This window comes from Roseovarius tibetensis (genome assembly GCF_050896375.1).
GTDB classification, from domain to species: Bacteria; Pseudomonadota; Alphaproteobacteria; order Rhodobacterales; family Rhodobacteraceae; genus Roseovarius; species Roseovarius tibetensis.
This window is the reverse complement of sequence record NZ_JBPBBB010000026.1, coordinates 1-25,945: the sequence shown is the minus strand read 5'-3', so window position 1 is coordinate 25,945 and position 25,945 is coordinate 1. Positions and strand designations below refer to the sequence as shown.

Annotated in this window: 25 protein-coding genes; 8 read left to right on the top strand and 17 right to left on the bottom strand. The window is 65.4% G+C overall.

Features of this window, described 5'->3' with window-relative positions; translation table 11 throughout:
* Positions 1-2 precede the first annotated feature (2 nt).
* On the bottom strand, positions 3-1,013 hold the full coding sequence (gene pdhA / locus ACROSR_RS14875) for a pyruvate dehydrogenase (acetyl-transferring) E1 component subunit alpha (protein WP_432686395.1): 1,011 nt from the start codon (positions 1,011-1,013) through the stop codon (positions 3-5).
* Between the two features lie 118 nt (positions 1,014-1,131).
* On the bottom strand, positions 1,132-1,428 hold the full coding sequence (locus ACROSR_RS14870) for an FtsB family cell division protein (protein ID WP_432686393.1): 297 nt from the start codon (positions 1,426-1,428) through the stop codon (positions 1,132-1,134).
* A 128-nt stretch (positions 1,429-1,556) separates the two neighbouring features.
* Between ACROSR_RS14870 and ACROSR_RS14865 the strand changes: the two genes are divergently transcribed.
* From ACROSR_RS14865 to folP, 4 genes are all read left to right on the top strand, one after another.
* Positions 1,557-3,179 carry an acyl-CoA dehydrogenase family protein gene (locus ACROSR_RS14865; protein WP_432686391.1) on the top strand — a complete coding sequence of 541 codons (1,623 nt, stop codon included), beginning with the start codon at positions 1,557-1,559 and terminating at the stop codon, positions 3,177-3,179.
* 292 nt (positions 3,180-3,471) lie between these two features.
* Entirely contained in the window at positions 3,472-3,918 is a 447-nt protein-coding gene (locus ACROSR_RS14860; RefSeq protein ID WP_432686389.1) for a DsrE family protein, read from the top strand.
* A 226-nt stretch (positions 3,919-4,144) separates the two neighbouring features.
* On the top strand, positions 4,145-5,074 hold the full coding sequence (locus ACROSR_RS14855) for a dihydroneopterin aldolase (RefSeq protein WP_432686387.1): 930 nt from the start codon (positions 4,145-4,147) through the stop codon (positions 5,072-5,074).
* 12 nt (positions 5,075-5,086) lie between these two features.
* Positions 5,087-6,091 carry a dihydropteroate synthase gene (gene folP, locus ACROSR_RS14850; RefSeq protein WP_432686385.1) on the top strand — a complete coding sequence of 335 codons (1,005 nt, stop codon included), beginning with the start codon at positions 5,087-5,089 and terminating at the stop codon, positions 6,089-6,091.
* 6 nt (positions 6,092-6,097) lie between these two features.
* On the opposite strand, the gene ACROSR_RS14845 is transcribed toward folP, so the two are convergent.
* A complete protein-coding gene (locus tag ACROSR_RS14845) occupies positions 6,098-7,012 on the bottom strand; it encodes a DMT family transporter (RefSeq protein WP_432686435.1) in 915 nt (304 codons plus the stop codon).
* A 113-nt stretch (positions 7,013-7,125) separates the two neighbouring features.
* Here ACROSR_RS14845 and ACROSR_RS14840 point away from each other — a divergent pair, with 113 nt between their 5' ends.
* Positions 7,126-7,287, top strand: a complete 162-nt coding sequence (locus ACROSR_RS14840; RefSeq protein ID WP_432686383.1) for a hypothetical protein — start codon at positions 7,126-7,128, stop codon at positions 7,285-7,287.
* A gap of 51 nt (positions 7,288-7,338) precedes the next feature.
* Here ACROSR_RS14840 and ilvC read toward each other — a convergent pair whose 3' ends face one another.
* Positions 7,339-8,361 carry a ketol-acid reductoisomerase gene (gene ilvC, locus ACROSR_RS14835; protein WP_432686381.1) on the bottom strand — a complete coding sequence of 341 codons (1,023 nt, stop codon included), beginning with the start codon at positions 8,359-8,361 and terminating at the stop codon, positions 7,339-7,341.
* 132 nt (positions 8,362-8,493) lie between these two features.
* On the opposite strand from ilvC, the gene ACROSR_RS14830 reads away from it, so the two are divergent.
* Positions 8,494-8,949 carry an Lrp/AsnC family transcriptional regulator gene (locus ACROSR_RS14830; protein ID WP_432686379.1) on the top strand — a complete coding sequence of 152 codons (456 nt, stop codon included), beginning with the start codon at positions 8,494-8,496 and terminating at the stop codon, positions 8,947-8,949.
* A complete protein-coding gene (locus ACROSR_RS14825; protein WP_432686377.1) occupies positions 8,946-9,404 on the top strand; it encodes an Lrp/AsnC family transcriptional regulator in 459 nt (152 codons plus the stop codon). The genes ACROSR_RS14830 and ACROSR_RS14825 overlap by 4 nt, the downstream gene beginning before the upstream one ends.
* A gap of 3 nt (positions 9,405-9,407) precedes the next feature.
* Here the strand turns inward: ACROSR_RS14825 and ACROSR_RS14820 are convergent, their stop codons facing one another.
* The 4 genes from ACROSR_RS14820 to ACROSR_RS14805 form a co-directional block, all read right to left on the bottom strand.
* Positions 9,408-10,610 (bottom strand): UbiH/UbiF family hydroxylase, encoded by a 1,203-nt coding sequence (locus tag ACROSR_RS14820; protein ID WP_432686375.1) that lies wholly within the window; start codon positions 10,608-10,610, stop codon positions 9,408-9,410.
* Positions 10,611-10,730: 120 nt separating this feature from the next.
* Positions 10,731-12,584: a peptidoglycan -binding protein gene (locus ACROSR_RS14815; protein ID WP_432686373.1), complete on the bottom strand. Its 1,854-nt coding sequence runs from the start codon at positions 12,582-12,584 to the stop codon at positions 10,731-10,733.
* Between the two features lie 2 nt (positions 12,585-12,586).
* On the bottom strand, positions 12,587-13,810 hold the full coding sequence (locus tag ACROSR_RS14810; RefSeq protein WP_432686371.1) for a biopolymer transporter ExbB: 1,224 nt from the start codon (positions 13,808-13,810) through the stop codon (positions 12,587-12,589).
* Between the two features lie 66 nt (positions 13,811-13,876).
* The gene (locus ACROSR_RS14805) at positions 13,877-14,401 is read right to left on the bottom strand and encodes a gamma-glutamylcyclotransferase (RefSeq protein ID WP_432686369.1); all 525 of its coding nucleotides are present in this window, start codon (positions 14,399-14,401) and stop codon (positions 13,877-13,879) included.
* Between the two features lie 71 nt (positions 14,402-14,472).
* Here ACROSR_RS14805 and ACROSR_RS14800 point away from each other — a divergent pair, with 71 nt between their 5' ends.
* On the top strand, positions 14,473-15,474 hold the full coding sequence (locus tag ACROSR_RS14800) for a DUF2125 domain-containing protein (protein WP_432686367.1): 1,002 nt from the start codon (positions 14,473-14,475) through the stop codon (positions 15,472-15,474).
* A gap of 4 nt (positions 15,475-15,478) precedes the next feature.
* On the opposite strand, the gene nusB is transcribed toward ACROSR_RS14800, so the two are convergent.
* The 9 genes from nusB to ACROSR_RS14755 form a co-directional block, all read right to left on the bottom strand.
* Positions 15,479-15,961 (bottom strand): transcription antitermination factor NusB, encoded by a 483-nt coding sequence (gene nusB / locus ACROSR_RS14795; protein ID WP_432686365.1) that lies wholly within the window; start codon positions 15,959-15,961, stop codon positions 15,479-15,481.
* The gene (locus ACROSR_RS14790; protein WP_432686363.1) at positions 15,958-16,503 is read right to left on the bottom strand and encodes a 6,7-dimethyl-8-ribityllumazine synthase; all 546 of its coding nucleotides are present in this window, start codon (positions 16,501-16,503) and stop codon (positions 15,958-15,960) included. Before ACROSR_RS14790 ends, nusB begins: the two co-directional genes overlap by 4 nt.
* 4 nt (positions 16,504-16,507) lie before the next feature.
* Positions 16,508-17,659, bottom strand: a complete 1,152-nt coding sequence (gene ribB / locus ACROSR_RS14785) for a 3,4-dihydroxy-2-butanone-4-phosphate synthase (protein ID WP_432686361.1) — start codon at positions 17,657-17,659, stop codon at positions 16,508-16,510.
* Between the two features lie 101 nt (positions 17,660-17,760).
* Entirely contained in the window at positions 17,761-19,041 is a 1,281-nt protein-coding gene (locus ACROSR_RS14780) for a DUF3422 family protein (RefSeq protein WP_432686359.1), read from the bottom strand.
* A gap of 229 nt (positions 19,042-19,270) precedes the next feature.
* Entirely contained in the window at positions 19,271-20,755 is a 1,485-nt protein-coding gene (locus tag ACROSR_RS14775; protein ID WP_432686357.1) for an NAD(P)(+) transhydrogenase (Re/Si-specific) subunit beta, read from the bottom strand.
* A 14-nt stretch (positions 20,756-20,769) separates the two neighbouring features.
* A complete protein-coding gene (locus tag ACROSR_RS14770; RefSeq protein ID WP_432686355.1) occupies positions 20,770-22,344 on the bottom strand; it encodes a Re/Si-specific NAD(P)(+) transhydrogenase subunit alpha in 1,575 nt (524 codons plus the stop codon).
* 126 nt (positions 22,345-22,470) lie between these two features.
* A complete protein-coding gene (locus ACROSR_RS14765) occupies positions 22,471-22,923 on the bottom strand; it encodes a methyltransferase family protein (protein WP_432686353.1) in 453 nt (150 codons plus the stop codon).
* Between the two features lie 219 nt (positions 22,924-23,142).
* Entirely contained in the window at positions 23,143-23,673 is a 531-nt protein-coding gene (locus ACROSR_RS14760; protein ID WP_432686351.1) for a lipocalin-like domain-containing protein, read from the bottom strand.
* A 308-nt stretch (positions 23,674-23,981) separates the two neighbouring features.
* Positions 23,982-25,796, bottom strand: coding sequence for an autotransporter outer membrane beta-barrel domain-containing protein (locus ACROSR_RS14755; RefSeq protein WP_432686349.1), 1,815 nt, complete (start codon positions 25,794-25,796; stop codon positions 23,982-23,984).
* Positions 25,797-25,945 lie beyond the last annotated feature (149 nt).

Below are 25,945 nucleotides of genomic sequence, written 5' to 3'. Positions count from 1 at the left end.
CCTCAGGCGTTCTGCGGTGCCGCGTCGGTGATGATGTCGGTCCAGAGCTCGGACGTCGCCGGCTCCGGGCTGTCCTTGGCGAACTCGGCGGCGCCGTTCACGATTTCCTTGATCTCCTTGTCGATCGCCTTGAGATCCTCCTCCGAGGCATGATCGCCCGAGATCAGCAATTCGCGCACATGCTCAATCGCGTCCTTTTCCTCGCGCATCTTCTGAACCTCTTCGCGGGTGCGGTATTTCGCCGGATCGCTCATCGAATGGCCGCGATAGCGGTAGGTCTTGATCTCGAGGATATACGGCCCCTTGCCGGCGCGGCAGTGCTTGACCGCCTTGTCACCGGCGGCCTTCACCGCCAGCACGTCCATCCCGTCCACTGCCTCGCCGGGGATGCCGAAGGCGCCGCCGCGGGTGTAGATGTCGGGGCTGGAGGTCGAGCGTTGCTGCGAGGTGCCCATGGCATACTGGTTGTTCTCGATCACGAAGATCGCCGGCAGCTCCCACAGGGCGGCCATGTTGAACGTCTCGTAAACCTGTCCCTGGTTGGCCGCGCCATCGCCGAAATAGGTGAAGGTGACGCGGTCGTTGCCCAGGTACTTGTCGGCAAAGGCCAGCCCCGCGCCAAGCGGCACATTGGCGCCGACGATGCCATGCCCGCCATAGAACTGCTTGTCGGTCGAGAACATGTGCATCGACCCGCCCTTGCCCTTGGAGTAGCCGTCGGCGCGGCCCGTAAGCTCGGCCATCACGCCCTTGGGGTCCATGCCGCAGGCCAGCATGTGGCCGTGATCGCGGTAAGTGGTGATGCGCTTGTCACCCTCTTCGGCGGCGGCTTCCAGCCCCACGACGACCGCCTCCTGCCCGATATAGAGGTGACAGAACCCGCCGATCAGGCCCATGCCGTAAAGCTGGCCCGCCTTTTCCTCGAACCGGCGGATCAGCAGCATGTCGCGGTAATATCGCTTCAGCTCGTCCGCCGATGCCTTCGGTTTGCTGGTGCTCTTGCGGGTCGCCATGATAAGCCCCTCCCTGCTGCGACATGTCGTTGACCGTTAAATCATTGGATATACCAATCCCGGCCCTGTTGCGAGGACGATTTGCCGCGCTGCGGGGTGCGGGTCGGCGCCGCCGGTCTCAGCGAATGACGATCTCGTCGCTGCGCATCAGACCCAGAACCTCTCGTGCCTGCTGGTCGAGAAGATCGAGATCGAGGTAGCTGTCCGACAGCCGCCGCGTGAGGTTCTCCATCCGGGCAACATCCGCGTTGATCGCGTCAAGCTGCGCGCGCAAGGCCTGCTCCTGCGCCTCGATCTCGGCCCGGCGAAACAGCCCGTAATCGCCCTGGATTGCCGCGAATGTGAAATAGGCCCCCAAGAGGAAGGCCAGCGTGTAGAATACAAGCGCGCCCCACGGGCGATTCTGGACGGTCATATCGTGCTCTGCCTCTCGGTGCCGGTTCCCCCGGCTTGTTCGGCAAGGATGACACAGGTCGGGCCGCTTGTGAATTCTCTTTCGCCTCGATCCGTCCCGTCTTACCCTTTTGGCAAAGGAGACAGGCGATGCCCGACAGCCCGGCGCGAGACACGCTCGCCACACATGACGTGACCAACCAGCCCGCGATGCGGGGTGATATCGACCTTTGGGGCAGTGATCCGGCGCTTCGGTGCCACGCCGGGGCGAATGGCGCGGATGCCGACCATCTGGCGGCGTATGGCGCACGCATGGGAACGCTGGACATGCGTGAAACCGGCCGCGCGGCGCACCGCAATCCGCCGGAACTGGTGTCGTTCGACGCGGGCGGGCGCAGGCTGGACGAGGTGCGCTTTCATCCCGCCTATCATCTGCTGATGCAGGCCGGACTGGGCGCGGGCTACGCCGCCCTGCCGTGGGAGGGCGCGCGCGGCGGCCATGCCACGCATGCCGCGATGGTCTACCTGACCACCCAGATCGAGCCGGGCGTCTGCTGCCCGATGACCATGACCTATGCCGCCGTGCCCGCGATGCGTGCGAACAAGGCGCTGCTGCGGCAATGGGTGCCCAAGCTGACGGCGCGCGCGCATGACCCCGCCATCCGACCCCTGCCACGCAAGAGCGCGGCAACCCTCGGCATGGCGATGACGGAAAAGCAGGGCGGTTCGGACATTCGCGGCAATGCGACAACGGCCATTCCGGACGGCGATCTCTATCGGCTGACGGGGCACAAGTGGTTCTGCTCGGCGCCGATGTCCGACGGGTTCCTGACGCTGGCGCAGACCGAGGCGGGGCTGACCTGTTTCCTGGTGCCCCGCTGGCTGGAGGACGGACGCAACGCCATCCACATCACGCGCCTGAAGGACAAGCTGGGCAACCGCGCCAACGCCTCGGCCGAGATCGAGTATCACGGCGCGCTGGCCCACCGGCTGGGCGAGGAAGGCGCGGGCGTGCGGACCATCATCGAGATGGTGCATCACACGCGCCTCGATACCGCGATGGCCCCGGCGGGACTGATGCGCGCGGCGCTCGATCATGCCACGCATTGGGCGACGCATCGCACGGCCTTCCAGAAGACGCTGATCGACCAGCCGCTGATGCGCGGCGTTCTGGCCGATCTCGCGCTGGATTGGGAGGGGACGCTGGCGCTTGGGCTGCACGTGGCGCGCGCGTTCGACGGCCACACGCCGCAGGACCGCGCCTTTGCCCGGCTGGGCGTGGCGCTGGCCAAGTTTCTCGGCAACAAGCTGTGCCCCGGTCTGGTCTACGAGGCGATGGAGGTGATGGGTGGCATGGGCTATGTCGAGGACACGCCCCTGCCGATGCTCTACCGCGAGGCGCCGCTCAATTCGATATGGGAGGGGGCGGGCAATGTCATCTGCCTTGATATCCTGCGCACCCTGCGCCGCGAACCGCTGGCGGGCGAGGCACTCAGCGCGGAACTGGCCAGCGTCTCGGGGCAGGACCGGCGGTTCGACAGCGCGCTGAAGGCGCATATGCAGACCTTTCCCAAGCTGCCGGACGAGGCGCAGGCCCGCTGGTATGTCGAAAGCCTTGCCACGCTGCTGACCGCGTCGGTGCTGCTGCGCCATGCGCCGGACGCCGTGGCCTCGGCCTATGTCGCGACGCGGCTCAGCGATCCGCGCGGCCGGGTCGCGGGGGCTATCGGCACGCTTGATCCCGCGCCGATACTGGAGCGGCTGGGCGGGTGACCATGATGCCCGTACCGCAAGGACAGGGGCCCGACGTCGCGCCTGTTCCGTGATCGGGGCCGGCGATCTTGTCCATGACCATGCAGCGCCCGGCGTACGGTCTGGCGCGCGCATGTCCGGAGGGTCTTCGTGGTGACGCTGTACGGTCATTGAATGGCGCGCGAGCTGCAAAACATATTCGAAAAGTCATATGTGTTTGATCCATGTCAACGTCGCACGAATGCACCACGCCTTACGGTCCGAAGGACAAAACATAGGTTTTGCATTCACCATAACGCATCCGGAGGTTTCCATGCGCAAACTACTGACAGCCGCCACACTTGGCCTTGCCGCCCTTGCCGCCCCGGCCAGCCAGGCCCAGGAAGACCAGACGGCCAACAAGATCGTCACCATCCTCGCCACGGATCAGCCGCAGACCCAACTCATGAGCATGGTCCTGACCATGCAGTCCATGCAGGCCGGTGCCGAAGCCTACGTGCTGCTTTGCGGCCCGGCCGGTGATCTGGCCCTCAAGGAACCGCCCGAATCCGCCACCGCCCCGCAAGAGCCCAAGGGGATGAGCCCGCAGGGCCTCATGCAGAAGGTGATGGAACAGGGTGCGACGGTCGAGCTTTGCGCCATCTATCTGCCCAACAAGGGCGTCGGGGCCGACGCGATTCTGGACGGCGTGACCGCGGCCAAGCCGCCGGCGGTGGCAGCACGGCTGCTGGCCGAACGCACGCGGATCATGTCCTTCTGAGGATATGCCCCGCCACGGCCAAACCTCGCCCGGAGCCATGGTATCCGGGCGGGGATGACGCCCGCCCACGCCGGCACGCGCCCGGCATGACGGAACGGGGGCTGCAAGATCCGATGCGGCGCATGGCCGGTTGCTGCCGCACACACCGTCACATGCGTCGTATTCCCTTGTTTCACGCCCGGCCCCTGCATGCTAACCACCCGCAAACATGTGAGGGGATCCCGTGATGAGCCATGAAATCCGTCTTGCCTTCGAGCACCCTGCGGCGCGGGCCCATGCCACGGCGCCCGATGGACCGTTGGACCGGATCTCGGTGCGCGATCATGTCGTCGCGGTCGAGATCGGGGCCTTTCAGGCGGAACGCGGCACCACGCAGCGCATCTGCTTCAACATCGTGGTCGAGGTGCGCCCGATGGCCAACGCGCTTGACGACGACGTGGACCGCATTCTGTCCTATGACCGCGTGACCGAGGCGATCTCGGCGGCACTGGCCGAGGAACGCCTCAACCTTCTGGAAACGCTGGCCGAACGCATCGCCGAGCGTATCCTGTGGGAGCGCCAGGCAGTGCGGACCTTCGTGCGGATCGAAAAGCTCGATCGCGGTCCCGGCGCGCTTGGCGTCGAGATCGTCCGCTCCGTCGATGACCTGCGCACCAAGCCCGCCAGTGCCAAGCCGGACACCACGCCGCACCCGCATGTGGTCTTTCTGACCAACGCCGCGGTGCGCTCGGGCAATCTGGGTCGCTGGCTCGACCAGCTCGAGGCCCGCGCAGAGCCGGTGATCCTGTGTGTGGGACGCCCCGAGGCCGAGGCCCCGGTCACTGGCCACCGCATGACGCAACGCCGCGTGGACCTGCTGGCGATCGAACAGAACGCGTGGGTGCTGGCCGGGCGCGACGATCGCTGTGTGGTGGTATCCACCCGGACCGAACTGGACTGGGCCATGAAACACGGCCAGATCAGCGTCTGGGCGCCGTCCAAGATCGTGCTCGACGCGGTGGACGGGCCGACCGTGGGCCCCGACCGGCCCGTCGACCTTGCGGCATGGTTCGCCGGCCAGATCGAGGCGTCGGACCTGCTGCTGATCGGCGAGGGACCGCCCGCCGCCTGCGATGTGCCGGTGATCGTACAGGATATCGCCCGTTCGGGCCTTTGAGAGACGCGCGCCATGCCCTATTATCGCCCCGTCCCCTGCATCGACGCCGCCCGCCCCGAGGACGCCCTGACCCTCGCCGGGGGCTGGTGCTGGTTCGACAAGGTCGAGGTTCTGGATCGCGGCCAGCCGTCCCGCCTGATGCCCGCGCGCGATCTGCCTGACGATGTTGCCGCGCGCCTGACCGCGCCGCGCGCGGCGGTGGCCGGTCTCGACCTGGGCGCGCCCCGGATCATGGGCATCCTGAACGTCACGCCCGACAGCTTTTCCGATGGTGGAGAGCATGTCGATCCGGCGCGGGCGCTTGGGCATGCCCGTGCGATGACCGGGGCGGGCGCGGCAATCCTCGATGTGGGCGGCGAATCCACACGTCCCGGCGCGGCGGCCGTCACCATCGACACGGAAATCGCCCGCACGGACCCCGTGATCGCGGCCATCCGCGCCGAGATCGCCGCGCCCATCTCGATCGATACGCGCAAGGCGCAGGTGGCGCGCGCGGCGGCCCGCGCGGGGGCGGATCTGGTCAACGACGTGTCGGGATTCACCTTCGACGCGGATCTCGCGCCGTTTGCCTCGGAACACGCGCTGCCGGTCTGTGTCATGCACGCGCAGGGCACGCCCGAGACCATGCAGGCCGATCCGCGCTACGACGATGTCCTGCTTGACGTCCATGACTGGCTGGCGGCGCGGGTCGCGACGCTGACGGCGCTTGGCATCCCGCACGGGGCCATCATCGTCGATCCCGGTATCGGCTTTGGCAAGACCCAAGCGCACAACCTGCGCCTGCTGCGGAACCTGTCGCTGTTTCACGGGCTGGGCTGTCCGATCCTGCTGGGCGCGTCGCGCAAGCGCTTCATCGGCGATCTCAGCAACACGCCCGAGGCCCGCGATCGCGTGCCCGGATCATTGGCCGTGGCGCTTGGGGCGGTGGCGCAGGGGGTGCAGATCCTGCGCGTGCATGACGTGGCCGAGACGCGCGCGGCGCTCGACCTGTGGCAGGCGGTGCACGGCGCCGACTGACCCCGCTCAGCCGCGCAGGAACACCCGGCGCAGCGCGCGCCATTGGCTGAGCGCGACACCGCCCAGGATCAGCGTCATGCCCGCCAGCAGGCTGGGCGGCACCGGTTCGGCGAGGATAAGCCCGCCCAGCACCACCGACCAGACCGGGACCATGTAATTGACCAGCCCGAAAAAGCTGGGCCCGGCCTCACTATTGACCTGCACCAGCAGGATCTGCGCCACGCCCGTGGGCAGCACCCCCAGATAAAGAAGCGCCAGCCCCCCCTGCAGGCTGAGGGCGGTCGGCACGCCCTCGATGATCAGGGCGACGGGCGTGATGATGACCGCCGCGATCGACATCACCGTCGCCGCCAGCGCCAGCCGGTCCACATCGGGGCAAAGCCGTGTGGCGATGGTGCCCATGGCATAGCAGATCGCGACACCAAGACAGGCCAGCCGTGCGAGATCCTCGAGATCCTCGCCGGTCGTGGCAAAGGCCTCGGGGCCGATCAGTATCACGACGCCGACGGTGCCCAGAACGAACCCCGCCAGCTTGCGCAGGCTCATCCGTTCGCCCGGCACCAGCAGATGCGCCAGCGGCAGGATGATCAGCGGCACCGCCGCCATGCAGACCCCGGCGAACCCCGATGCCACCGATTGCTGCGCCCAGCCCAGAAACAGGAACGGCATGATATTCGAGAACACCCCGATGAAAAGCGCAAACCCCCAGATCCGGCGCCCGACAGGCCGGCGCGGGTCGGGCAGGGTGCGGCCCCTGGCGTGCAGCAGCCCCAGCAGGAACAGCGCCCCCAGCGTGATCCGGCTTGCGGCGATGATGAACGGTCCCACATCCCGCAGGGCGACGGTGATGAACATGAACGACGCGCCCCAGATGAGACCGAGCGCGCCGATGCGAAGATAGTTTATTGCCCCGACGTCCATCATTTGAACTGACCTACTCTGCAACGCGCGCCGCCGCCGGCGACCACCTGATTTGACATAGCGGATGATCGAACCAAGTCCCGCGTCTCACGCCAAACGAAAGGAGAGACGACATGGATGCATATCTTTTACCCGGTCTCGCCCTGATCACGCTGGTGATCGTTGCGGCAACGGCCTATCGCAGCAAGCGCGCCACCGAACAGCGGCTGGCCGACGAAAAAGTGCGCAAGAGTGCCCTCGCCGACAATGGCGATCCGCACAAGAAAGCCCCCTGAGCGGGAGTGACCCGGCCCCCTGCAGGGCCGGGCCCGAAGTTTCGGACAGACTCAGTTCTTGTCCTTGTCCACCATCTTGCCGGCGCTGATCCACGGCATCATGCCGCGCAGCTTTTCACCGACAGCCTCGATCTGGTGTGCGTCGTTCAGGCGTCGCGTCCCCTTGAAGAATGGTTGCCCGACCGCGTTTTCCTGCATGAAGTCGCGCACGAAGGCCCCGCTCTGGATGTCGTGCAGGATCGCCTTCATCTCTTTCTTGGTCTGCTCGTAGGGCAGCACGCGGGGGCCGGAGACGTATTCGCCATACTCTGCGGTGTTCGAGATCGAGTAGTTCATGTTGGCGATGCCGCCCTCGTAAATCAGATCCACGATCAGCTTGACCTCGTGCAGGCATTCGAAATAGGCCATTTCCGGCTCGTAACCGGCCTCGACCAGCGTCTCGAAGCCCATGCGGATCAGTTCCACCAGACCGCCGCACAGCACCGCCTGCTCGCCGAAGAGATCGGTTTCGCATTCCTCGCGGAAGCTGGTCTCGATGATGCCCGAGCGCCCGCCGCCGATGGCCGCGCAATAGGACAGGCCCAGCTCGAGCGCCTTGCCCGAGGCGTCCTTGTCCACTGCAACAAGGCAGGGCACGCCGCCGCCCTTGGCATACTCGCCGCGCACGGTGTGGCCCGGGCCCTTGGGCGCCATCATGATGACATCGACGCCCTCTTTCGGTTCGATCAGCCCGAAATGGATGTTGAGGCCGTGGGCGAAGGCGATGGCCGAGCCGGGCTTGATGTTGTCATGCACGTATTTGCGGTAGGTTTCGCCCTGCAATTCGTCGGGCATGGTGAACATCATCAGGTCGCACCACGCGGCGGCCTCGGCAATGCCCATCACGCTGAGCCCCTCGGCCTCGGCCTTCTTCGCCGATCCCGAGCCTTCGCGCAGCGCCACGACCACATTCTTGGCGCCCGAGTCGCGCAGGTTGAGCGCATGGGCGTGGCCCTGGCTGCCATAGCCTAGAATGGCGACCTTCTTGTCCTTGATGAGATTGATATCGCAGTCGCGATCGTAATAGACGCGCATGATGGCCTCCGTTGGTGTGATTGGATACTCGAAGGCTAGAGGTGCGGGCCGGAAATTATGCATGTAATTTCGCGTGTCATTGGCAGTTTTATTGAGTATTTATTCGAAAGATGAATAAAGGACGGGGTTTTCATGCTTGACGATAGCGACCGGCGTCTGTTGCGGCAGTATCAGCACGCGCCCGAGCTTGGCCCTGCGGACCTGGCCGAGCGCGCGGGTCTTGCCCCGGCGACCTGCGCACGGCGTCTGGACCGGCTGCGCGCCGCGGGGGTCATCCGCGGCAACCGGGCTGTGATCGACTGGCGCGCGCTTGGCTACGAGGTGGAGGTGTCCTTGCGTATCACGCTCGACAAGACGCAAGGGACTGCCTTTGACGAGTTTCTGGATCGTGCACGCGAGATCCCCGAAGTCATGGAGATCCAGACCTTCCTCGGGCGCGTCGATCTGCGCCTGTCGGTCATCGCCCGCGACATGGCGCATTACCAGCAGATCTATCGCAGCGCCATCCTGACCCTGCCGCATATCGCCGATATCGAAGCGCTGATGCATGTCGCACGGATCAAGTCCGACGAGGGGCTGCCGCTGTGATCGACCTCGACACCACCGACCGGTTGATCCTGCGTGCGCTGGTCGAGGATGCCACGCAATCGGCCAGTGCGATCGGGCGGCGGCTTGGCCTGTCGCAGCCCGCCGCATGGCGGCGCATCCGCAAGCTGCACGAGGCCGGGGTGATCAAGGGCCGGCGCCTCGATCTCGACCACGAGAAGCTGGGCTTTGGCGTCACCGTGTTTCTGGGTGTGAAGCTGGCGACCAAGGGTCGCGTCAGCCTAGAGGATTTCGAGCGTGCGGTCACCGCCATCCCCGAGGTGCAGACGGTCGAGCATATCCTGGGGCTTTACGACTACCGCCTGCGGGTGGTCGCGCGCGACATCCCCGATTTCGAGCGCGTGCTGCGCCGGCGCATCATGACGCTGCCGGGGGTGGGGGATGTCGAGGCCAATGTCCTTTTGTCCGAGGAGCGCCGTCCCGGCCCGATTGGCTGAGCGTCAGCCACGCGCCCCAAGTCCCAGTTGCATCAGCGTGCGGCGCACCGGGGCGAGCGAATAGAGCGCCGACAGCCCCATGGCGCGCGCGTCGCGCAAGGGTTGCGCGTGCAGTTGCGAGGCCCGATTCAGCAGGTCGATCCCGGTCACCCGTGTGCGTATCTCGAGGTGTCGCTTGCGGTGATAGCTGTCGAGCATACCGGGCCCGCCGAGCTGATCGGGTGCGGCCTCGGCCAGATCCAGCAGCGCGCGCAGATCGCCAAGCGACATGTTGAGGCCTTGCGCCCCGATGGGGGGGAGCACATGCGCGGCCTCGGCCATCAGTGCGACGCGCTCGCCGGCCATGCGATCCGCGACCTGGCTGATGATCGGCCAGAGGCTGCGGCGTGTGGCGAGGCGGAGCGGGCCGAACAGCCCGCAAGACCGGGCGGTCATCTCGTTCTCGAAGGCCGCGACGGGCAGTTCCGCCAGCCGCGTAGCCTCGGGTCCGTCCTCCATCCAGACGATGGCCGAGGACGGTTTTCCGTCGTGATCGGGCAGCGGGACGAGGGTGAACGGTCCCCCCCAGCGATGGATCTCGGTCGAGACATTGTCATGCGGGACGTCGTGCGTCACCGCGAAAGCCAGTGCCTTTTGACCGTATCGCGTGGTGGTCACGTCGATGCCCGCCGCCGCGCGGATGGGCGAATTGCGGCCGTCGGCGGCGATCACCAGGCGCGCACGCACGCGGGTTCCGTCCGACAACCCGACGCGGGCCTCGGCCTCGCGGGTCAGCAAGGTTGTGGTGCCGGTGCCGGGCCGGAAGGTGACCGACGGCAGGCTGTCGAGATGGGCCACCATTTCGCGGCGCAGCAGCCAGTTGGGCAGGTTCCACCCGAAGGGCTGGTTCGAGATGTCGGCGGCGTCGAAGTCGCGGGTGACACGCGGCTCTGGTGCCGGGCCGCCCGCGTCCACGATCCGCATGATCTGCAATTCGGCGGCGTGCGGCGCAAGGCGGGGCCAGAGGCCGATGCGATCGAGCAGGTCGCGGGCGGGTTGCAGCATCGCGGTGGTCCGCAGATCCGAGCCGTGTGCATCGCGATCCGTCACCGGTGCAGCAGGGTCGACGCAAAGCACGGAAAATCCCGCCCCGCCAAAGGCCGCCGCCGCCGTCAGACCGGCGACTCCGCCGCCCGAGACCACGATGTCATAGCTTTCCTGCGTCACGCCTGCATCCTCCGGTCTTGTTTGTCTGGGGGTGCGCTGCACCCGTCACCCCTTGCGAATAAAGCCCGAAAACCTGACATTGCAAGACTTAGCCCCACGTTGGCACGCCATCGCGGTCCGTCAGCGCGCGGTCAGCTTCAGCTCGATCCGTCGGTTCTGGGCGCGCGCCTCGGGCGTGTCGGCAGGGTTGACCGGCTGGTATTCGCCGTACCCATTGGCCGACAGACGCTCTGGCGCAAAGCCCACCTCGTCCACGAGAAACCGCACGACCGACAGCGCGCGGGCCTGGCTGAGCGCCCAGTTATCCTCGAACCTGGCCCCTTCGATGATCGGCACGTCATCGGTGTGGCCATCGACCTGGAGGACCCAGTCGATCTCTTCGGGGATCTCGTCGATCACGCCGCGCAGAATATCGGCCACGTTTGCGATCTCGGCTTCCCCGGCGCTTGACAGATCCGCCTCGCCGGGGGCGAACAGCACCTCGGACGAGAACACGAACCGGTCGCCCACGATCTGCACGCCGTCCTGCTCACCAAGGATCTCGCGCAGCCGTCCGAAAAATTCGGACCGGTAGCGTTCGAGATCCTCGTTTTCGGCCGCGAGCCGTTCGCGTTCCGCCTCCAGCAGACGGGCGCGCTCTTGCTCGGCTTTGCGGCGGCGTCTTTCCTCTTCGGCCACACGTGCCAGCGCGGTGTTGAGTTCGCTGCCGATCTCTTCAAGGCGAACCTCCGCGTCCGCTTCGCGGTCGCGCGCCTCGTCGAGAAGCGCCTGCACCTGGGCCACCTCTCTGCGCAAGGCCGCCACTTGCGAATAAAGCAGCGCCTGTTGCTTCTGCGCGGCGCTCGCGCGGGCCTGTTCCTGGCTCAAACGGTCGCGGGCCTCGGCCAGCAGGGCGGCGCGCTCTTCGGCCTTGGTCATCTGTTGATTGGCCTCGGCCTCTGCGGCGCGCTGCGCGGCAAGCGCCCGGATCAGATCGGCGCGGAGCGTTTCGGCGTCGCGCGCGGTGTCCTTGGCCTGCGACAGCTGGTCCTGCAGCCGCGCGATATCTTCTTGCCGGGCGGCGCGCGCGGTCTCTGCGTCCAAAAGCGCCTGCGCCAACTGACTGTCGAGATCGTCGCGGGCCTCTTTCGCCGCCGCCAGAAGGGTCAGCGTTTCCTCGGCCCGCTGGCGCTGTTGCTCGAGTGCAAGCGACATCGCGCTCAGTTCCGCCTGCGACGTCTCCAGCCGGTCGCGCAGCGCCTCGGCCGCGGCCGCCTCGGCAAGGCGGGCCTGTTCCTGGTCGTCCAGCCGGGTCTCAAGCGTGTCGACCTCGTCGGCCAGGGCGGCCTGTGCCTGCGTGGCCTCGGCGTTGCGCGCACGCAGATCGGCGACGAGCGCATCGAGCGCCTCGCGGCGGGCGGCGTCAAGGCGCGCGGCCTCGGCCTGGGCATCCACCTCGTCGCGCAGCCCGGCGAGGGCGAGATCCAGTTGGTCCTTTTCGCTCATCAGTTCGGCGCGCTCTTGCTCGAGCGCGTCCCGCCGGTCCGCAAGTTCCGCGATGCGGTCTTGCGCGGCCTCGCGATCCGACAGCAGGCTGGTCACCTGGTCCTCGAAACTGGCGATCCGGCCCCGCGCGGCCTGCAGGGTTTCGGCCTGCGCGGCGTTGCGCGACCGCAGGGTCTCGATCAGTTCCGCCTGTTCCTCTTGCCGGGCGCGGGCATCGCCAAGGGTCGTGGTCAGCGCGCCGACCCGTTCCTGAAGCGTGGCGCTGCGATCCTGCTCCAGCCCGAGGGCGAGCGACAGCGCCGCCACCTCGTCCGACAGCGCGTCAAGTTCGGTTTCCTGACCGCTGATCTCTTCGCGCAGCACGAATTGCACCACCATGAAAATGGTCAGCACGAACATCAGCACCAGCAACAGCCCGGTCATCGCATCGACGAAACCGGGCCAGATCGCGCCCTGAAACCGGTTGCCCGCGCGCCGCGAGAGCGCCATGCTCAGCCCTCCCCGTCGCGGTCCGTGTCAGGGGCGGCTGCGGCCGGGCGCATGCGGCGCGGCGCGGCCTCGCGGACCTGCGACAGAAGATGCGTCAGCGCGGCCAGATCGGTGCGCAGTTCGGTCATGGTTTCCTGGCGCCCGGCGCTGATTTCCTCGAGAATGCGCAACATCTGGACATCAATGGACCGCAGGCGCATCCGGCTTTCGGCGTCGATCCCCTCGCTGGCGGGAACCTCGCGGTTTTCCAGTGTTTCGATCAGGCGTTCCTGACCGTCGGCCAAGCGCATCAGCGCGACCTGAACCGGGTTCTGATCGCTCATCCGGTGGGTCAAGCGCTCGACCGAGTCGGCCAGCACGCCCAGTTTCTGGTCGACCATCGCGCGGCTTGCGTCCGACTGGCTCAGCATGTGGTGCAGCGCGTCCATCTGTTCCGACATGTGATCGAGGACATGCGCCACCGCCCCCGCGCCGCTTTCCTCGCCCTCGCCTTCGGCCAGACCGACGCGGGTGATGGTCGACACCCATTCTTCCAACTCGCGGTAGAAGCGGTTTTGTCCGTGACTTGCGAACAGTTCCAGCAGGCCGACCACCAGCGATCCCGCCAGCCCCAGAAGCGACGAGGCGAAGGCAACCCCCATACCGCCCAGTTGCGCCTCGAGGCCCGTCATCAGGCGGTTGAAGACGGCGATGCCTTCCTCGCCCTGTTGCGGCGCGAGGCTGCGGATGGTGTCGACCACCGCCGGCACCGTGGTGGCCAGCCCGTAGAAGGTTCCCAGAAGGCCGAGAAAGATCAGCAGACTGACGATGTAGCGGGTGATCTCGCGCGCCTCGTCGATGCGTTGTGCCACCGAATCGAGGATAGAGCGCGCCGAGGTCGAGTTGATCTGCATCCGCTTACCGCGCGCGCGCAGCATCGTGGCCAGCGGCGCCAGCATCGACGGCGCGCGCGTCAGGTCGTGCCCCGGCCGCTGCGCGGCAAAGCCTTCGATCCAGCGCGCCGATCCGATCAACTGGAACACCTGCCAGAAGGTCGCGATCACCCCGATGACGAACACGCAGAAGATGAAACCGTTGAGCCACGGATTGGCCTCGAACACCGGCAGCACGCGCGGCAGGGCCAGAAACGCACCCGCCCCGGTCAACGCCAGAGACGTGATCATGAGCATGATCTGGCGGTAGGGGTATGAAAACTGCGGCTCGACCTCGCGGTCCGGCTGGTCCATCTGGACGCTCCTGACACGGTGTTTACAGGCGGCAACCTACGCGTCTTGGCCTGTCAAGCCAAGGACTTATCCACAAATCTGCCGCACACGGGTGACCAGCCAATCAAGCTCTGTGTCACTGATGCCAAGCTCTTCGAGATGGGCGGTGGTGTTGTAGAGATATTCGGTATTCGGCCCCCGCCCGCCGGTGGCGCGCGCGATGATCCGCGCCTGCTCTTCAAGGTCCAGCCCGCCGCAATACTGCACGTGGTCCGCGTCGACCACATAGGTCAGCGCCTCGACGGCGCGGCCATCCTCAAGGTGGATGCCCAGCCGGGTTTCGAGATAGGCAGAGGAGACCAGTTCGCGCTCGCGCAGATAGTCCAGCACGGCGTCGGCCTCGTGCGCATGTGCGCGCAGGGCGACGCCGTGACACTGCGTCTCGGGTGCGGCGTCCAGTGCCAGAACCAGACCGGGGGTCTCGTCCGTGCCCCTGTGGTGGACGCTGCGCATGCAAAAGCTGCGATGATATCCCGGCAGGCGGGCGATCACGCGTTCAGCCACCTCGAATCCCGGATTCCAGACCAGCGATCCATAGCCGAACACCCACATCTGTATTCCCCCTGTTCCTCGCGCATGGACCGCTATAGACCGGTGCGGCAAGGCATGAAAGGGCATCTGGCATGAGACTAATGCTGGCCGTCATCGTGGTCGCGGCGCTTGCCTGGTCGGCCTACTGGGCCATCGGGCAGCGCGGGCTTCGGCAGGGGTTCATCGACTGGTTCGACGCGCGCCGCGCCGAGGGCTGGGTCGCCGAGACCTCGGACCTGACCGTGCGTGGCTTTCCCAACCGCTTCGATACCGGTTTCAGCGATCTGGTGCTGGCCGATCCGGCCACCGGCCTCGCCTGGGAGGCGCCGTATTTCCAGGTGAACGCGCTCAGCTACCGGCCGAACCACGTGATCGCCATCTGGCCCGAGACGCAGCGCATCGCGACCCCGCAGGAAAAATTCCGCGTCACGGCCGAGGATATGCGCGCCAGCCTGCGCATGACGCCCGATACCCGGTTCGCGCCCGAGACGTTGCGTCTGACGGCGGATTTCCTGCAGGTCACGCCAGAGACGCGCGCCGACGACACGACAGCGCTGACCTCGCTGTCCCTGGCCGCCGAACGCCGGCAGGACCGCACCTACCGTCTGGGGCTGGCGGCCGAAGGTCTGACCCTGTCACCGCCCTGGCGTGACCGCCTGGACCCCGAAAACCGTCTTCCGGCGCAGATTTCCAACCTCGAGGCCGATCTGACCGTCACGTTCGACAAGATCTGGGACCGCACCGCGATCGAGGAGGCGCGCCCGCAACCCACCCGGATCAAGGTCGATCTGGTGGACGGGCTTTGGGGGCGGTTGCACCTTCAGGCGGCGGGCGCAGTGGATGTCACGCCCGAGGGACTGCCCGAAGGCGAGATCACCGTCAAGGCGCGCAACTGGCGCGAGATGATCGCGGTGGCACAGGCCGCCGGCGCGCTGCCCGACAGCCTCGTGCAGACGGTCGAGAACGGTCTTGCCATGATCGCCCGGATGAACGGGGATCAGGAAACGCTGGATATCTCGCTCAACTTCTCGAACGGGCGTGTGCGACTCGGGCCGATCCCTCTGGGACGCGCGCCGGTTCTGCGCCTGCGCTGACCGCTCAGAACGCCTCGGGCCTGGCCTGTCGCGCCATGTGATCAAGGACGGCGTTCACGAATCGCGATTCCTTGCCGTCCGGGTAGAACGCCTTGGCGACCTCGACGAATTCCATGATGACCACACGGGGAGGAGTGTCCGATTGCATCATCTCGGCACCGGCGGCCCGGAACAGCGCGCGCAACGTCGGATCGATCCGCGCGATCGGCCATTTCGCGACCAGCGCGCGGTCGGTGGTCTGGTCGATCTTGGCCTGCCAGTTCTGCGCATCCTCGACCAGCTTGCGGAAGAGATCCGCGTCGCCCTCGGCCATGTCGATGCCGTCCTCGACCTCGGCGCCGAACCGGTGTTCAAGGAATTCCCGCAGCACCGCATCCGAGGATTGTTGCGAGTGCTCCATCTGGAACAGCGCCTGCACGGCATAGAGCCGTGAGGCGGATTTCATCTGCCGTCTGCGATTGCCCGAAAGGGCCTGCTCGGTGGTCATGCTTTTGAAGTGTCCTTCGCACCGCCCGCAGGCCGGATCTCTTGGCCGGTGGGCTGAAATCCCACGCCCTTGCGCGGGCCGCCCCATTTACGAGCCAGTGCCACAAGATGCAAGGCCGCCGCGGCGGCCCCGGCGCCCTTGTTCATGCGCGCGGTGTCGGCGCGCGCCTCGGCCTGATCGCGGTTCTCGACCGTCAGGATGCCGTTGCCGATGCACAAGCCCTGCAATCCCAGCAAGGTCAGCCCGCGCGAGCTGTCGTTGCAAACTGTCTCGTAATGCGTGGTCTCGCCGCGGATGACGCAGCCAAGCGCCACGTAGCCGTCGAAATCGGCCATCCGCTCGGCGATGCCGATGGTCGTGGGAATCTCCAGCGATCCGGGCACCTCGACTGTCTCGAACGTGCCGCCGGTCGCCTCGATTTCCGCGGTCGCGCCTGCGATCAGGTTGTCGGCGATGTCGCGGTAGAACGGGGCGACCACGATCAGGATCTTCACGGGCGTGTCGAAATCCGGGCGGGGCAGGGTGTACTCGTGCTCGGCCATGATGTCAGTCCTCGGTCAGGGGGCGGGTGCCGGTGATGGAAATGCCGTAGGCATCCAGCCCGAGATAGCGGGTGTTGGGATTGTCGGTCAGCAGGATCAGGTCATGAATGCCCATCGTCGCCATGATCTGCGCGCCTAGGCCGGTATGCTTGACCGTGCGGGGCGTGTCGTCCTCTTCCATCTCGCTCGACAAGGTGGGGCGCGGCTGACGGTACAGAAACACTGCTCCGCGTCCCTCGCGTGCGATGATCTCCATCGCGCGGGGCAATTTGCCGGTCGGGCCGTCTCCGGACCGCGCGACGCCGATCCCCAGCACATCCTCCAGCGCGTTGAGCGCGTGGGTGCGCACCAGCAGCGGCCGGCCGTCGGTGACGTCGCCCTTGGTCAGGACCACATGCTCGGTTCCGGTGATCTGGTCGGCGAAGATACGCATGTCCCACTCGCCGCCGCGGCTGGCGGTCACACGCTCTGACCTCGTCTCGGTGATCAGGTTGTCGTGCTTGTGGCGATACGCGATCAGGTCCGAGATCGTGCCGATCTTCATCCCGTGGGTCCGGGCGAACTCTATGAGGTCGGGCAGGCGCGCCATCTCGCCATCGTCCTTGATGATCTCGCAGATCACGCCCGAGGGGTTCAGCCCGGCAAGCCGTGCGATATCGACCGCGGCCTCGGTATGACCGGCGCGCACCAGCACGCCGCCGCGCCGCGCGCGCAGCGGAAACACATGGCCCGGCGTTGCGATCGCGGCCTGGGTGTTCTGTTCGTTGATCGCGGCGGCAATGGTGCGTGCGCGGTCCGACGCCGAGATGCCGGTCGTCACGCCTTCGCGCGCCTCGATCGAGACGGTGAACGCGGTTTCCTGCCGCGACGCGTTGTTGACCGCCATCATCGGCAGGCCCAGCCGGTCGATACGCTCGGCGGTCATCGGCAGGCAGATCAGCCCGCGCCCGTGCATCGCCATGAAATTCACCGCCTGGGGCGTGGCGAACTCGGCGGCGATCACCAGATCGCCCTCGTTCTCGCGGTCCTCGTGATCCACGAGAACGAACATCCGGCCCGCGCGCGCCTCTGCGATGATCTCTTCGGTGGGGGCGATGGCGTGGCTCAGGTCGGCCTCGACGGGGCCGGGTGTCTCGTACGGGATCGTGTCGGACATGTCTGCGTCCTCCGGGGTGTTACGGCTCGGCACAGATATAGCAGGGATACCGCAATGGCCAGAGGGGCGTGCCCAAGTATCGCGCCACCAGACGCGACGGCTCAGTGGATCTTCTTGCGGATCCTCTGGACCATCCACCAGACCAGCGCGACGACCGGCACTGTCACGGCGGCGGTCACCATTCCCTTGCTCACGCCCAGAACATCGGTCAGCGGATAGAGCAGATATCCCGCCAGCGACACCGCGTAATAGCTGATCGCCACCACCGACAGCCCCTCGACGGTGCGCTGAAGGCGCAGTTGCAGATCGGCGCGTCTGTTCATGCTTTCCAGCAGGGTCTGGTTCTGTGCACTGCGCTCGACATCGACGCGGGTGCGCAACAATTCGCCGGCCCGCATCGCCCGATCCGCCATCGTTCCCAGCCGGTCCTTGGTGGCGCGCACCGTGCGCATGGCCGGATCATAGCGGCGCATCATGAATTCCGTAAAGGTCTGGCGGCCCTCGAACCGTTCCTCGCGCAGCACGTCGATGCGCTGATGCACGATCTGTTCATAGGCCGCGGTTGCTCCGAACCGGAACGACGATTGCGCGACCAAAGATTCCAGCTCGGCCGAGACGCGCAACAGGCTTTGCAGGGTTTCATCGGCGGGCTGTGTGCCGGCCGTCATGTCGTCGATCAGGCGGCTGAGATGGCCATCGGTCTCGCCCATCATGCGGGCCATGGCGCGCACGCGGGCAAAGCCCAGCATCGACATTGCCTTGTAGGTCTCGATCTCGCACAGGCGCTGGACCACCCGGCCCACGCGGCGCTGTCCCGTGGTTGGTGCGACATGCAGCGAGAACCGCAGATGCCCGGCCGGATCGATTCGGAAATCACCGGCGATCACTGCCGCATCGTCGAGCACGCGCGCCACCGCCACGCTTTCCGAGACGAACCAGTGCTCGATATCGGCGCATGTGTTCTCGCAACTTTCCCGCGGGACCACCCGGATCAGCGCCGAAGTGATCCGCTGGCCCGGCGCCTGCGCCAGCCAGTCGGCGGGAAACACCTCGAAATCCGCGGGATCGAAGGGGCGCGCGCTCACCGCTTCGGTGAAGATGGTGTAGGTCACCATCTCGGTATGGCTTTCCCATTTCAGCATGTGCTTGCCGATCTGGCCCGAGTAATGCGTCGCGCCGGGCTGCGGATGCGCCGCGCCGTAGCGGTCCAGCAGCGCCGTCAGATGCGCCAGATCCGCCGCGCGGTCCCGCTTGGCCGCGTCATGCGGGGCCTTGATCGCCATGAAGACCGCCGTGCACGGGGCCTCCAGCGTCGGGAAGGGCCGCGCGTGCAGCTCGTTGGCCAACTCGTAGCGCAGGGGATGGTCTTCGATCCGCGACATGCTCGGGTCTCCTGATCTCTGTGGATGCCTACTGTGCGCCGACTGCGGATGGAACCGTTTTTTCCATCCTTGCCAATGATTTAGAGGCACACGACCGTATACTGCACAGGCTTTGGGCTTCTTCTTGGCGGAAATACCCCGAATCTGTCACACGCCAAGGCAGATCGCGCCATGAAAAAGGGGGCGTGCCGATCCGCCACGCCCCCGTCATCCGACATGTGCTCCGCGATCACTCGATCTTGGGCAACAGGCCGGAAATGCTCGACTTGGCGTCGCCGTAGAACATCCGCGTGTTGTCCTTGTAGAACAGCGGGTTCTCGATGCCCGAATATCCCGTGCCCTGGCCGCGTTTCGACACGAACACCTGCTTGGCCTTCCAGACCTCCAGCACCGGCATGCCGGCGATGGGGCTGTTGGGATCGTCCTGCGCGGCCGGATTGACGATGTCGTTCGAGCCGATGACGATGACGACATCCGTGTCGGGGAAATCCTCGTTGATCTCGTCCATTTCCAGAACGATGTCGTAGGGCACCTTGGCCTCGGCCAGAAGCACGTTCATGTGCCCCGGCAGACGCCCCGCGACCGGGTGGATGGCAAAGCGCACGTTCTTGCCCTTGGCGCGCAGCTTTTGCGTCAACTCGCTGACGGCCTGCTGCGCCTGCGCCACGGCCATGCCGTAGCCCGGCACGATGATCACGCTGTCGGCCTCGTTGAGCGCAGTGGCCACGCCATCGACATCGATGGCGACCTGTTCGCCCTCCATCTCGGCGGCGGGGCCCTGCGGGCCACCGAACCCGCCCAGGATGACGCTGACGAACTGCCGGTTCATCGCCTTGCACATGATGTAGCTCAGGATCGCACCCGACGCGCCGACCAGCGCGCCCACGACAATCAGCAGATCGTTGCTCAGCGAAAAGCCGATCGCGGCGGCCGCCCAGCCCGAATAGCTGTTGAGCATCGAGACAACCACCGGCATGTCGGCGCCGCCGATCCCCATGATCAGGTGATAGCCGATGAACAGGGCCAGAACGGTCAGAAGGATCAGTGTCCAGATCCCCGCACCCCCAAGATACATCGCGGCAAGAAGCACCGACAGGCCCGCCGCCGTGGCGTTCAGGTAATGCCCGCCAGGCAGTTTCTTGGCCGCGCTATCGACCTTGCCCGCAAGTTTGCCATAGGCGATGACCGACCCGGTGAAGGTCACGGCGCCGATCCAGATCCCGAGCATCAGTTCGACCTTGAGGATCGTGATCTCGACCGGGGTCTTCTTGGCGACGATGGCCGCAAAGCCCGAGAACGCGTCCTTCAGCACCGCCGCCTCGGGCGAGGTCACCTCTGGTTGCGGAAACAGCAGCCCGGCCTGCGCGAAGATCTCCGCGACGCGGACCATCTCCAGATGGGCGTTCATGCCCACGAACACCGCGGCAAGACCGACAAGGCTGTGCATCACCGCGACCAGTTCGGGCATCTGCGTCATCTGCACCCGCGTGGCCAGTTGCCAGCCCACGAGGCCGCCTGCCCCGATCAGGACCAGCGACAGCAGCCAGAGCCCGGCCCCCGGTCCGACCATCGTCGCGACGATGGCGATCGTCATGCCCGCAATGCCGTACCAGATGGCGCGCTTGGCACTTTCCTGTCCGCTCAGACCCCCAAGGCTGAGGATGAAAAGAACCGCCGCGACCGCATAGGCCGCAATCGTGAAACCGAAATCCATTATCCTCTATCTCCTTATGATTTCTGGAACATGGCAAGCATGCGCCGGGTGACGAGGAAGCCGCCGAAAATGTTGATCCCTGCCATGAACACCGCAAGCGCGGACATGATCATGATCAGCGAGGATCCCGATCCGATCTGCATCAGCGCGCCGAGGATGATGATCGACGAGATCGCGTTCGTGATCGCCATTAGAGGCGTGTGCAGGCTGTGCGCGACACCCCAGATCACCTGGAAGCCGACAAACACCGCCAGCAGGAAGACGATGAAATGCTGCATGAAGCTGGCCGGCGCCACCAGGCCGACCGCCAGCACGAGGGCGCCCCCGATCCCGAGAAGGGTGACCTGGTTCTTGGTCTGCGCCTTGAACGCGGCGACTTCCTGCGCGCGTTTTTCTTCCGCGGTCAGTTCCTTGACCTTTTCCTTGGGCTTTTGCGCCGCGATCGCATTGACCTTGGGGGCCGGCGGCGGGAACGTCACCTCGCCCTTGTGGGTTACGGTGACCCCGCGGATCACGTCGTCTTCCATGTTGTGGTTGACGACGCCGTCCTTTTCGGGCGTCAGATCGGTCATCAGGTGGCGGATGTTCGTGGCGTACAGGGTCGAGGCCTGTGTCGCCATGCGGCTGGGGAAATCGGTATAGCCGATGATCGTCACGCCGTTATCGGTGACGACCTTGTCGTCCATCACGGTCAACTTGCAGTTGCCGCCCTTCTCGGCGGCGAGGTCGATGATGACCGAGCCCGGCTTCATCGCCTTGACCATGTCCTCGGTCCAGAGCTCCGGTGCCTCGCGGTTGGGGATCAGCGCGGTGGTAATGACGATATCCACGTCCGGCGCCAACTCGCGGAACTTGGCCAGTTGCGCCTCGCGGAACTCGGGGCTGGACGGTGCGGCATAGCCGCCGGTCTTGGCGCCGTCGGTCTGTTGCTCCTCGAAATCGAGATAGACGAATTCGGCGCCCATGCTCTCGACCTGCTCGGCCACTTCGGGGCGCACGTCGAAGGCGTAGGTGATCGCCCCGAGCGAGGTGGACGTGCCGATCGCGGCCAGCCCGGCCACGCCCGCGCCCACGACCAGAACCTTGGCGGGCGGCACCTTGCCGGCGGCGGTGATCTGCCCGGTGAAGAAACGGCCGAAATTGTTGCCCGCCTCGATCACCGCGCGGTAGCCCGCGATATTGGCCATCGACGACAGCGCGTCCATCTTCTGTGCCCGTGAAATCCGTGGCACCATATCCATCGCGATGACCGTCGCGCCCTTGCCGGCGATGGTCTTCATCTGGTCTTCGTTCTGCGCGGGCCAGAAGAACGAGATCAGGATCTGCTCTTCGCGCAGGCGCTTGGCCTCGGTATCGGTGGGCGGGCGCACCTTGGCGACGATATCGGCGGCCTTGTAAAGCTGTGCCGCGCTCTTGATCACCTCGACTCCGGCCTCTTCGTAGGCGGCATCGGTGAACCCGGCGGCGCTGCCGGCGCCGGCCTCTATGGCGCAGTCATAGCCCAGTTTCTGCAATTGCCGGGCCGAGTCGGGCGTCATGGCCACCCGGTTCTCGCCCTCGCGGACTTCCTTTGGCGTTCCGATCTTCAATGCGGTCTCCCCCTCTGGCAGATCAATTGGTCTCTGGGCCGCGGTCGTGCGACGGCCGGTTTTCATGGTCTGGGCGTCGTTATTTCACACTATTTTCCGTATGACACCAGCAAGATTGTTGCGACGTCATATCCATCGCCGGGTCTTTTCACAATACCGGGCAAATTCCATGCGGAACGTGCGGCGCATGCGGTTCTCTTCGGGGATGATGAAGCGCGTCTCGATGATCCAGATGAAGACGGGAATCAAGGGCAGCGCCAGCACGGCATCCCATCGCAGGATCAGCCCGGCAAGGATCAGCGCGTCGCCCAGATAGATCGGGTTGCGCGAGCGGCGGAAGATCCCCGTCTGTATCAGCCGCTCGGGCGTCTCATGCGGCACGATGGTGGTACGGTAACGGCGAAATTCCATCGCGGCCATGGCGATCAGCACCAGCCCGCCGCCCACCAGCAGCCCGCCCAGCAGGTCGGCCCACGTGTCGCCGAACACCAGACCCATCGGCAAATACACGGCCTGCATCCATGCAAGGATCAGGCACCCGGCCAGCCAGACGGGCGGCATGTCGATCCATTTGACCATTCGGGCGGTGTCCTCGTGTCGATGGCGGTCCGTGTACCATCGGGCAGAGTAACGCGTGACACGACAGAGGCAACATGACTTTTGCTCGGAAAAGGGCGCGCGGCCTTGTGGAGACATTCCGAGTTTCAGGACACGTGGCGGCAGGCCAACGTCGCCCGTTTTTCTTTTAAGGTGTCCGCAAGCTCTGTTGGATTGCATCGTTTCCATCAGAATGGACGTCTATGGCGCTTCTTCAGCGCAGTCCTTGGTGAACTCCATGCTGTAGATCACTTCCTCTCCAGTCGCTGGGTCGATCCCTGGAGCCCCATTGATGAACAGTCGATTTCCATCGAGGTTGAACGGGCGATCCAGCACCCCCTGCCAATTCGGGTTCCAAGAGCCATCAACCTCGTGAATGACTCTATTTTCTTCGAGACGGTAAGAGGCGACATACGCGAGCATGTCATCGAACAGCGTCGCTTTCTCCTCCACCGTCCATGCCCGCGCCTTCGGCGGGAAACGATCGCGACGGAAAACGGATGCCATCATCCGCCCACAGGGATGGTATGCGATATAGCCTATCGGAGAGGGCCCCAACGCGTCAGTGGTCTCTCCGGTTGCCACAGATGTGCGGGTCCACGTGTCCATACGCCACGAACCGATCAGTGCCTTGATGTCTGCCATACACGCGTCCTTCGGCCCATATCCGTCCGGATCATGCACACTTCTTTTTCCTTTTACCAGCGCGTTGACCCGAGAGCCAATCAGCATTGGGCAACCCGCCGACATCCGGAACGTCGGTGGCAAGTATTGCCGATACGATTTGCGGACACCGCCTTTCCTTCGTCGCGCGAAGTTCGAATGTCCCGCAAATCCGTCCCAGATGGCGGAGATATCAAAAGAGATTGGACCAGAAAAACAAAGGCCTGCCGACCTTTCGGTTGGCAGGCTGCAAGGACGCGTGTCCTGAAATGCGGAGTGGATCCCGGCCTTGTGCGGCCGGTGGGGGCCGCGATGGTCTGTGAAATACGGGCCCCGGCCCTGCGCGTCAGGGCCGGGGCGTTTAGGTCACTGGCGGTTCAGAACTTCAGTTCCAGCCCCGCGGTCGCCGCGTACTGGGTCGAGTGATCGGCGAATCCGCCATCGACATGCACGAAGATCTTGCTGGTCTCGTTCAGCTCTGCGCCGGCTTCCAGCCTGATGTCGAGGCGCACGTCGTCGCGTGACGAGATCGGCGCGATCGCGGCCCCGTTATTGATCCGGACCCCCTGGTTGGTGCCGCTGAAGAAACCGGTGCCGGCCACCTCGATCGCGCTGTAAAAGCGGTTGCCTTCGTGGAACCGCTCGATCATCGCGCGCACCCCGAGGCGACCGTAGAGCGTGTCCTCGTCGAAACTGGCGACCGTCACGCCGCCGTTGGTTTCGGTGTAGCCGTCCACCGAATGATATTCGTATCCGAGCGCGCCGAACGGGGTCAGGTGAAACAGCGCTGTGCTGGCGGGGTCCTTGCCCAACGGCATCGGCTCATTGCGATATCCGACCTCGACCTCGGCCCCGTAGGTTTCGCCGTCCGGCGTGCCGACGAAGGTGGTGCCCCCGGCGACCCGACGGTTGGTAAAGTCGTGCCAGGCCAGTTGCACATTGCCCTGCGTGTAAAGCCCGTCGGGCCGGCTGTAGGCCGCATAAAACTGCAGGGTCGTCGAATCCGTCGAAAGCGACGACAGCGAGTTGTCCTCATCCGCGTCGATCTCGCCATATCCCAGCGACGCCCCGAAACGCGCCGTGCCGGTGCCGACCTCGCGCGTGTGATCGGCGCCCACGATGATGCCGTAGCCGTCGTAATCCAGCCCGACATTGTTGCGATAGGCATCGAAATCGCCGCTATAGGCCGAGACCATGGCGTATCCGCGCAGCCCGTCCATCGTGAACATGTCTTCGGCGACCTGTGCGTTCTGCGTCACCTCGGGCGCGTCGGGATCGAAAGAGGCGCCGGGCCCGAACGCGATCCGGCGGGTTTGCGCGCGGTGGTGTTCCATCACGACCTTGGTGCTGCTGCGATACTGGTTCAGCGGGACCGCCATCCCGCCGCCGCCGCCGACGGCCGCTGTCGTGAGACATTCCAGAAGAACCGCCGAAAAGGCTGTTGCGGTCTGTCCACCCTTGCGCAGCTCGTTCAGGCTGGCCGTGCAGCCATTGGGCGTCGAGAAGGCGAGCTGGATATAATCCTCCTCGGTCGATCCGGCGTCACCGGTGACAGAGCCGAAGGGCGCCGTGGTGAACCCGTTGCCATCCTGAATGAAGGCCGTGGTCCCGTCGCTCGCGATGGCCGTGTTGCCCTGGTCATCGACAAGGTCGGCCTCGACGACAGAGATCAGGTTGATGCCCCGCGCGTTGAGCTCGCTGGAGATGCTGCTGAACGTCAGGGCGCTGTTGCCGTCGTCGCGATCCTCATCCGTCACGAGGACCAGCGTCGTGCTCGTGCCCGCGGTAATGGGATAGGTTTTGAGGATGAAGTCGATCGCCGAGTACCCGTCCTCGAACCCGCCGTCCGTCACGAGATCGTCGGTTGCCGTGGCAAAGTCCGCGGCATTGCCAAACAAGGCTCCACCGACATTGATCACACGGCCCAGATCGTCGGGCGACTGGTTGCCGCCGATACCGTTGCCAAACCCGGTCAGCCCGAAATTTATGGTGCCGAAGCCCGCGCCGGTCAGGGCCGTGTCGATCTCCGATGCGAAATTGCCGAGGTATGTCTGCTCGTTGGGCATCGACCCCGACTCGTCCACTGCGAAGATGAGGTTTGCGGTCGACTGCGCCGAGGCCCCCGTGGCCAGCGTTGCGGCCACGAGAACGGTCGTGGATTGCAGGATGTTCGAGATTCTGGTGGACGCCATCTTAATATGCTCCTTTGATGCTGCCTGCGGCCGGCCGATGCGTCGAAACGACACGCGCATGACGTAGCGTAACACACTACACGACACAGGGGTGGCTGAGGGCGACAGAATGGATTCAACTGGACGACTCCGACCAAGGAAACGTCCCA

Bases quoted from the DNA above. Each gene is read 5' to 3' on its own strand.
- pdhA (WP_432686395.1), bottom strand. From the start codon at position 1,013: ATGGCGACCCGCAAGAGCACCAGCAAACCGAAGGCATCGGCGGACGAG.
- ACROSR_RS14870 (WP_432686393.1), bottom strand. From the start codon at position 1,428: ATGACCGTCCAGAATCGCCCGTGGGGCGCGCTTGTATTCTACACGCTG.
- ACROSR_RS14865 (WP_432686391.1), top strand. From the start codon at position 1,557: ATGCCCGACAGCCCGGCGCGAGACACGCTCGCCACACATGACGTGACC.
- ACROSR_RS14860 (WP_432686389.1), top strand. From the start codon at position 3,472: ATGCGCAAACTACTGACAGCCGCCACACTTGGCCTTGCCGCCCTTGCC.
- ACROSR_RS14855 (WP_432686387.1), top strand. From the start codon at position 4,145: ATGAGCCATGAAATCCGTCTTGCCTTCGAGCACCCTGCGGCGCGGGCC.
- folP (WP_432686385.1), top strand. From the start codon at position 5,087: ATGCCCTATTATCGCCCCGTCCCCTGCATCGACGCCGCCCGCCCCGAG.
- ACROSR_RS14845 (WP_432686435.1), bottom strand. From the start codon at position 7,012: ATGGACGTCGGGGCAATAAACTATCTTCGCATCGGCGCGCTCGGTCTC.
- ACROSR_RS14840 (WP_432686383.1), top strand. From the start codon at position 7,126: ATGGATGCATATCTTTTACCCGGTCTCGCCCTGATCACGCTGGTGATC.
- ilvC (WP_432686381.1), bottom strand. From the start codon at position 8,361: ATGCGCGTCTATTACGATCGCGACTGCGATATCAATCTCATCAAGGAC.
- ACROSR_RS14830 (WP_432686379.1), top strand. From the start codon at position 8,494: ATGCTTGACGATAGCGACCGGCGTCTGTTGCGGCAGTATCAGCACGCG.
- ACROSR_RS14815 (WP_432686373.1), bottom strand. From the start codon at position 12,584: ATGGCGCTCTCGCGGCGCGCGGGCAACCGGTTTCAGGGCGCGATCTGG.
- ACROSR_RS14810 (WP_432686371.1), bottom strand. From the start codon at position 13,810: ATGGACCAGCCGGACCGCGAGGTCGAGCCGCAGTTTTCATACCCCTAC.
- ACROSR_RS14805 (WP_432686369.1), bottom strand. From the start codon at position 14,401: ATGTGGGTGTTCGGCTATGGATCGCTGGTCTGGAATCCGGGATTCGAG.
- ACROSR_RS14800 (WP_432686367.1), top strand. From the start codon at position 14,473: ATGAGACTAATGCTGGCCGTCATCGTGGTCGCGGCGCTTGCCTGGTCG.
- nusB (WP_432686365.1), bottom strand. From the start codon at position 15,961: ATGACCACCGAGCAGGCCCTTTCGGGCAATCGCAGACGGCAGATGAAA.
- ACROSR_RS14790 (WP_432686363.1), bottom strand. From the start codon at position 16,503: ATGGCCGAGCACGAGTACACCCTGCCCCGCCCGGATTTCGACACGCCC.
- ribB (WP_432686361.1), bottom strand. From the start codon at position 17,659: ATGTCCGACACGATCCCGTACGAGACACCCGGCCCCGTCGAGGCCGAC.
- ACROSR_RS14780 (WP_432686359.1), bottom strand. From the start codon at position 19,041: ATGTCGCGGATCGAAGACCATCCCCTGCGCTACGAGTTGGCCAACGAG.
- ACROSR_RS14775 (WP_432686357.1), bottom strand. From the start codon at position 20,755: ATGGATTTCGGTTTCACGATTGCGGCCTATGCGGTCGCGGCGGTTCTT.
- ACROSR_RS14765 (WP_432686353.1), bottom strand. From the start codon at position 22,923: ATGGTCAAATGGATCGACATGCCGCCCGTCTGGCTGGCCGGGTGCCTG.
- ACROSR_RS14760 (WP_432686351.1), bottom strand. From the start codon at position 23,673: ATGCTGATTGGCTCTCGGGTCAACGCGCTGGTAAAAGGAAAAAGAAGT.
- ACROSR_RS14755 (WP_432686349.1), bottom strand. From the start codon at position 25,796: ATGGCGTCCACCAGAATCTCGAACATCCTGCAATCCACGACCGTTCTC.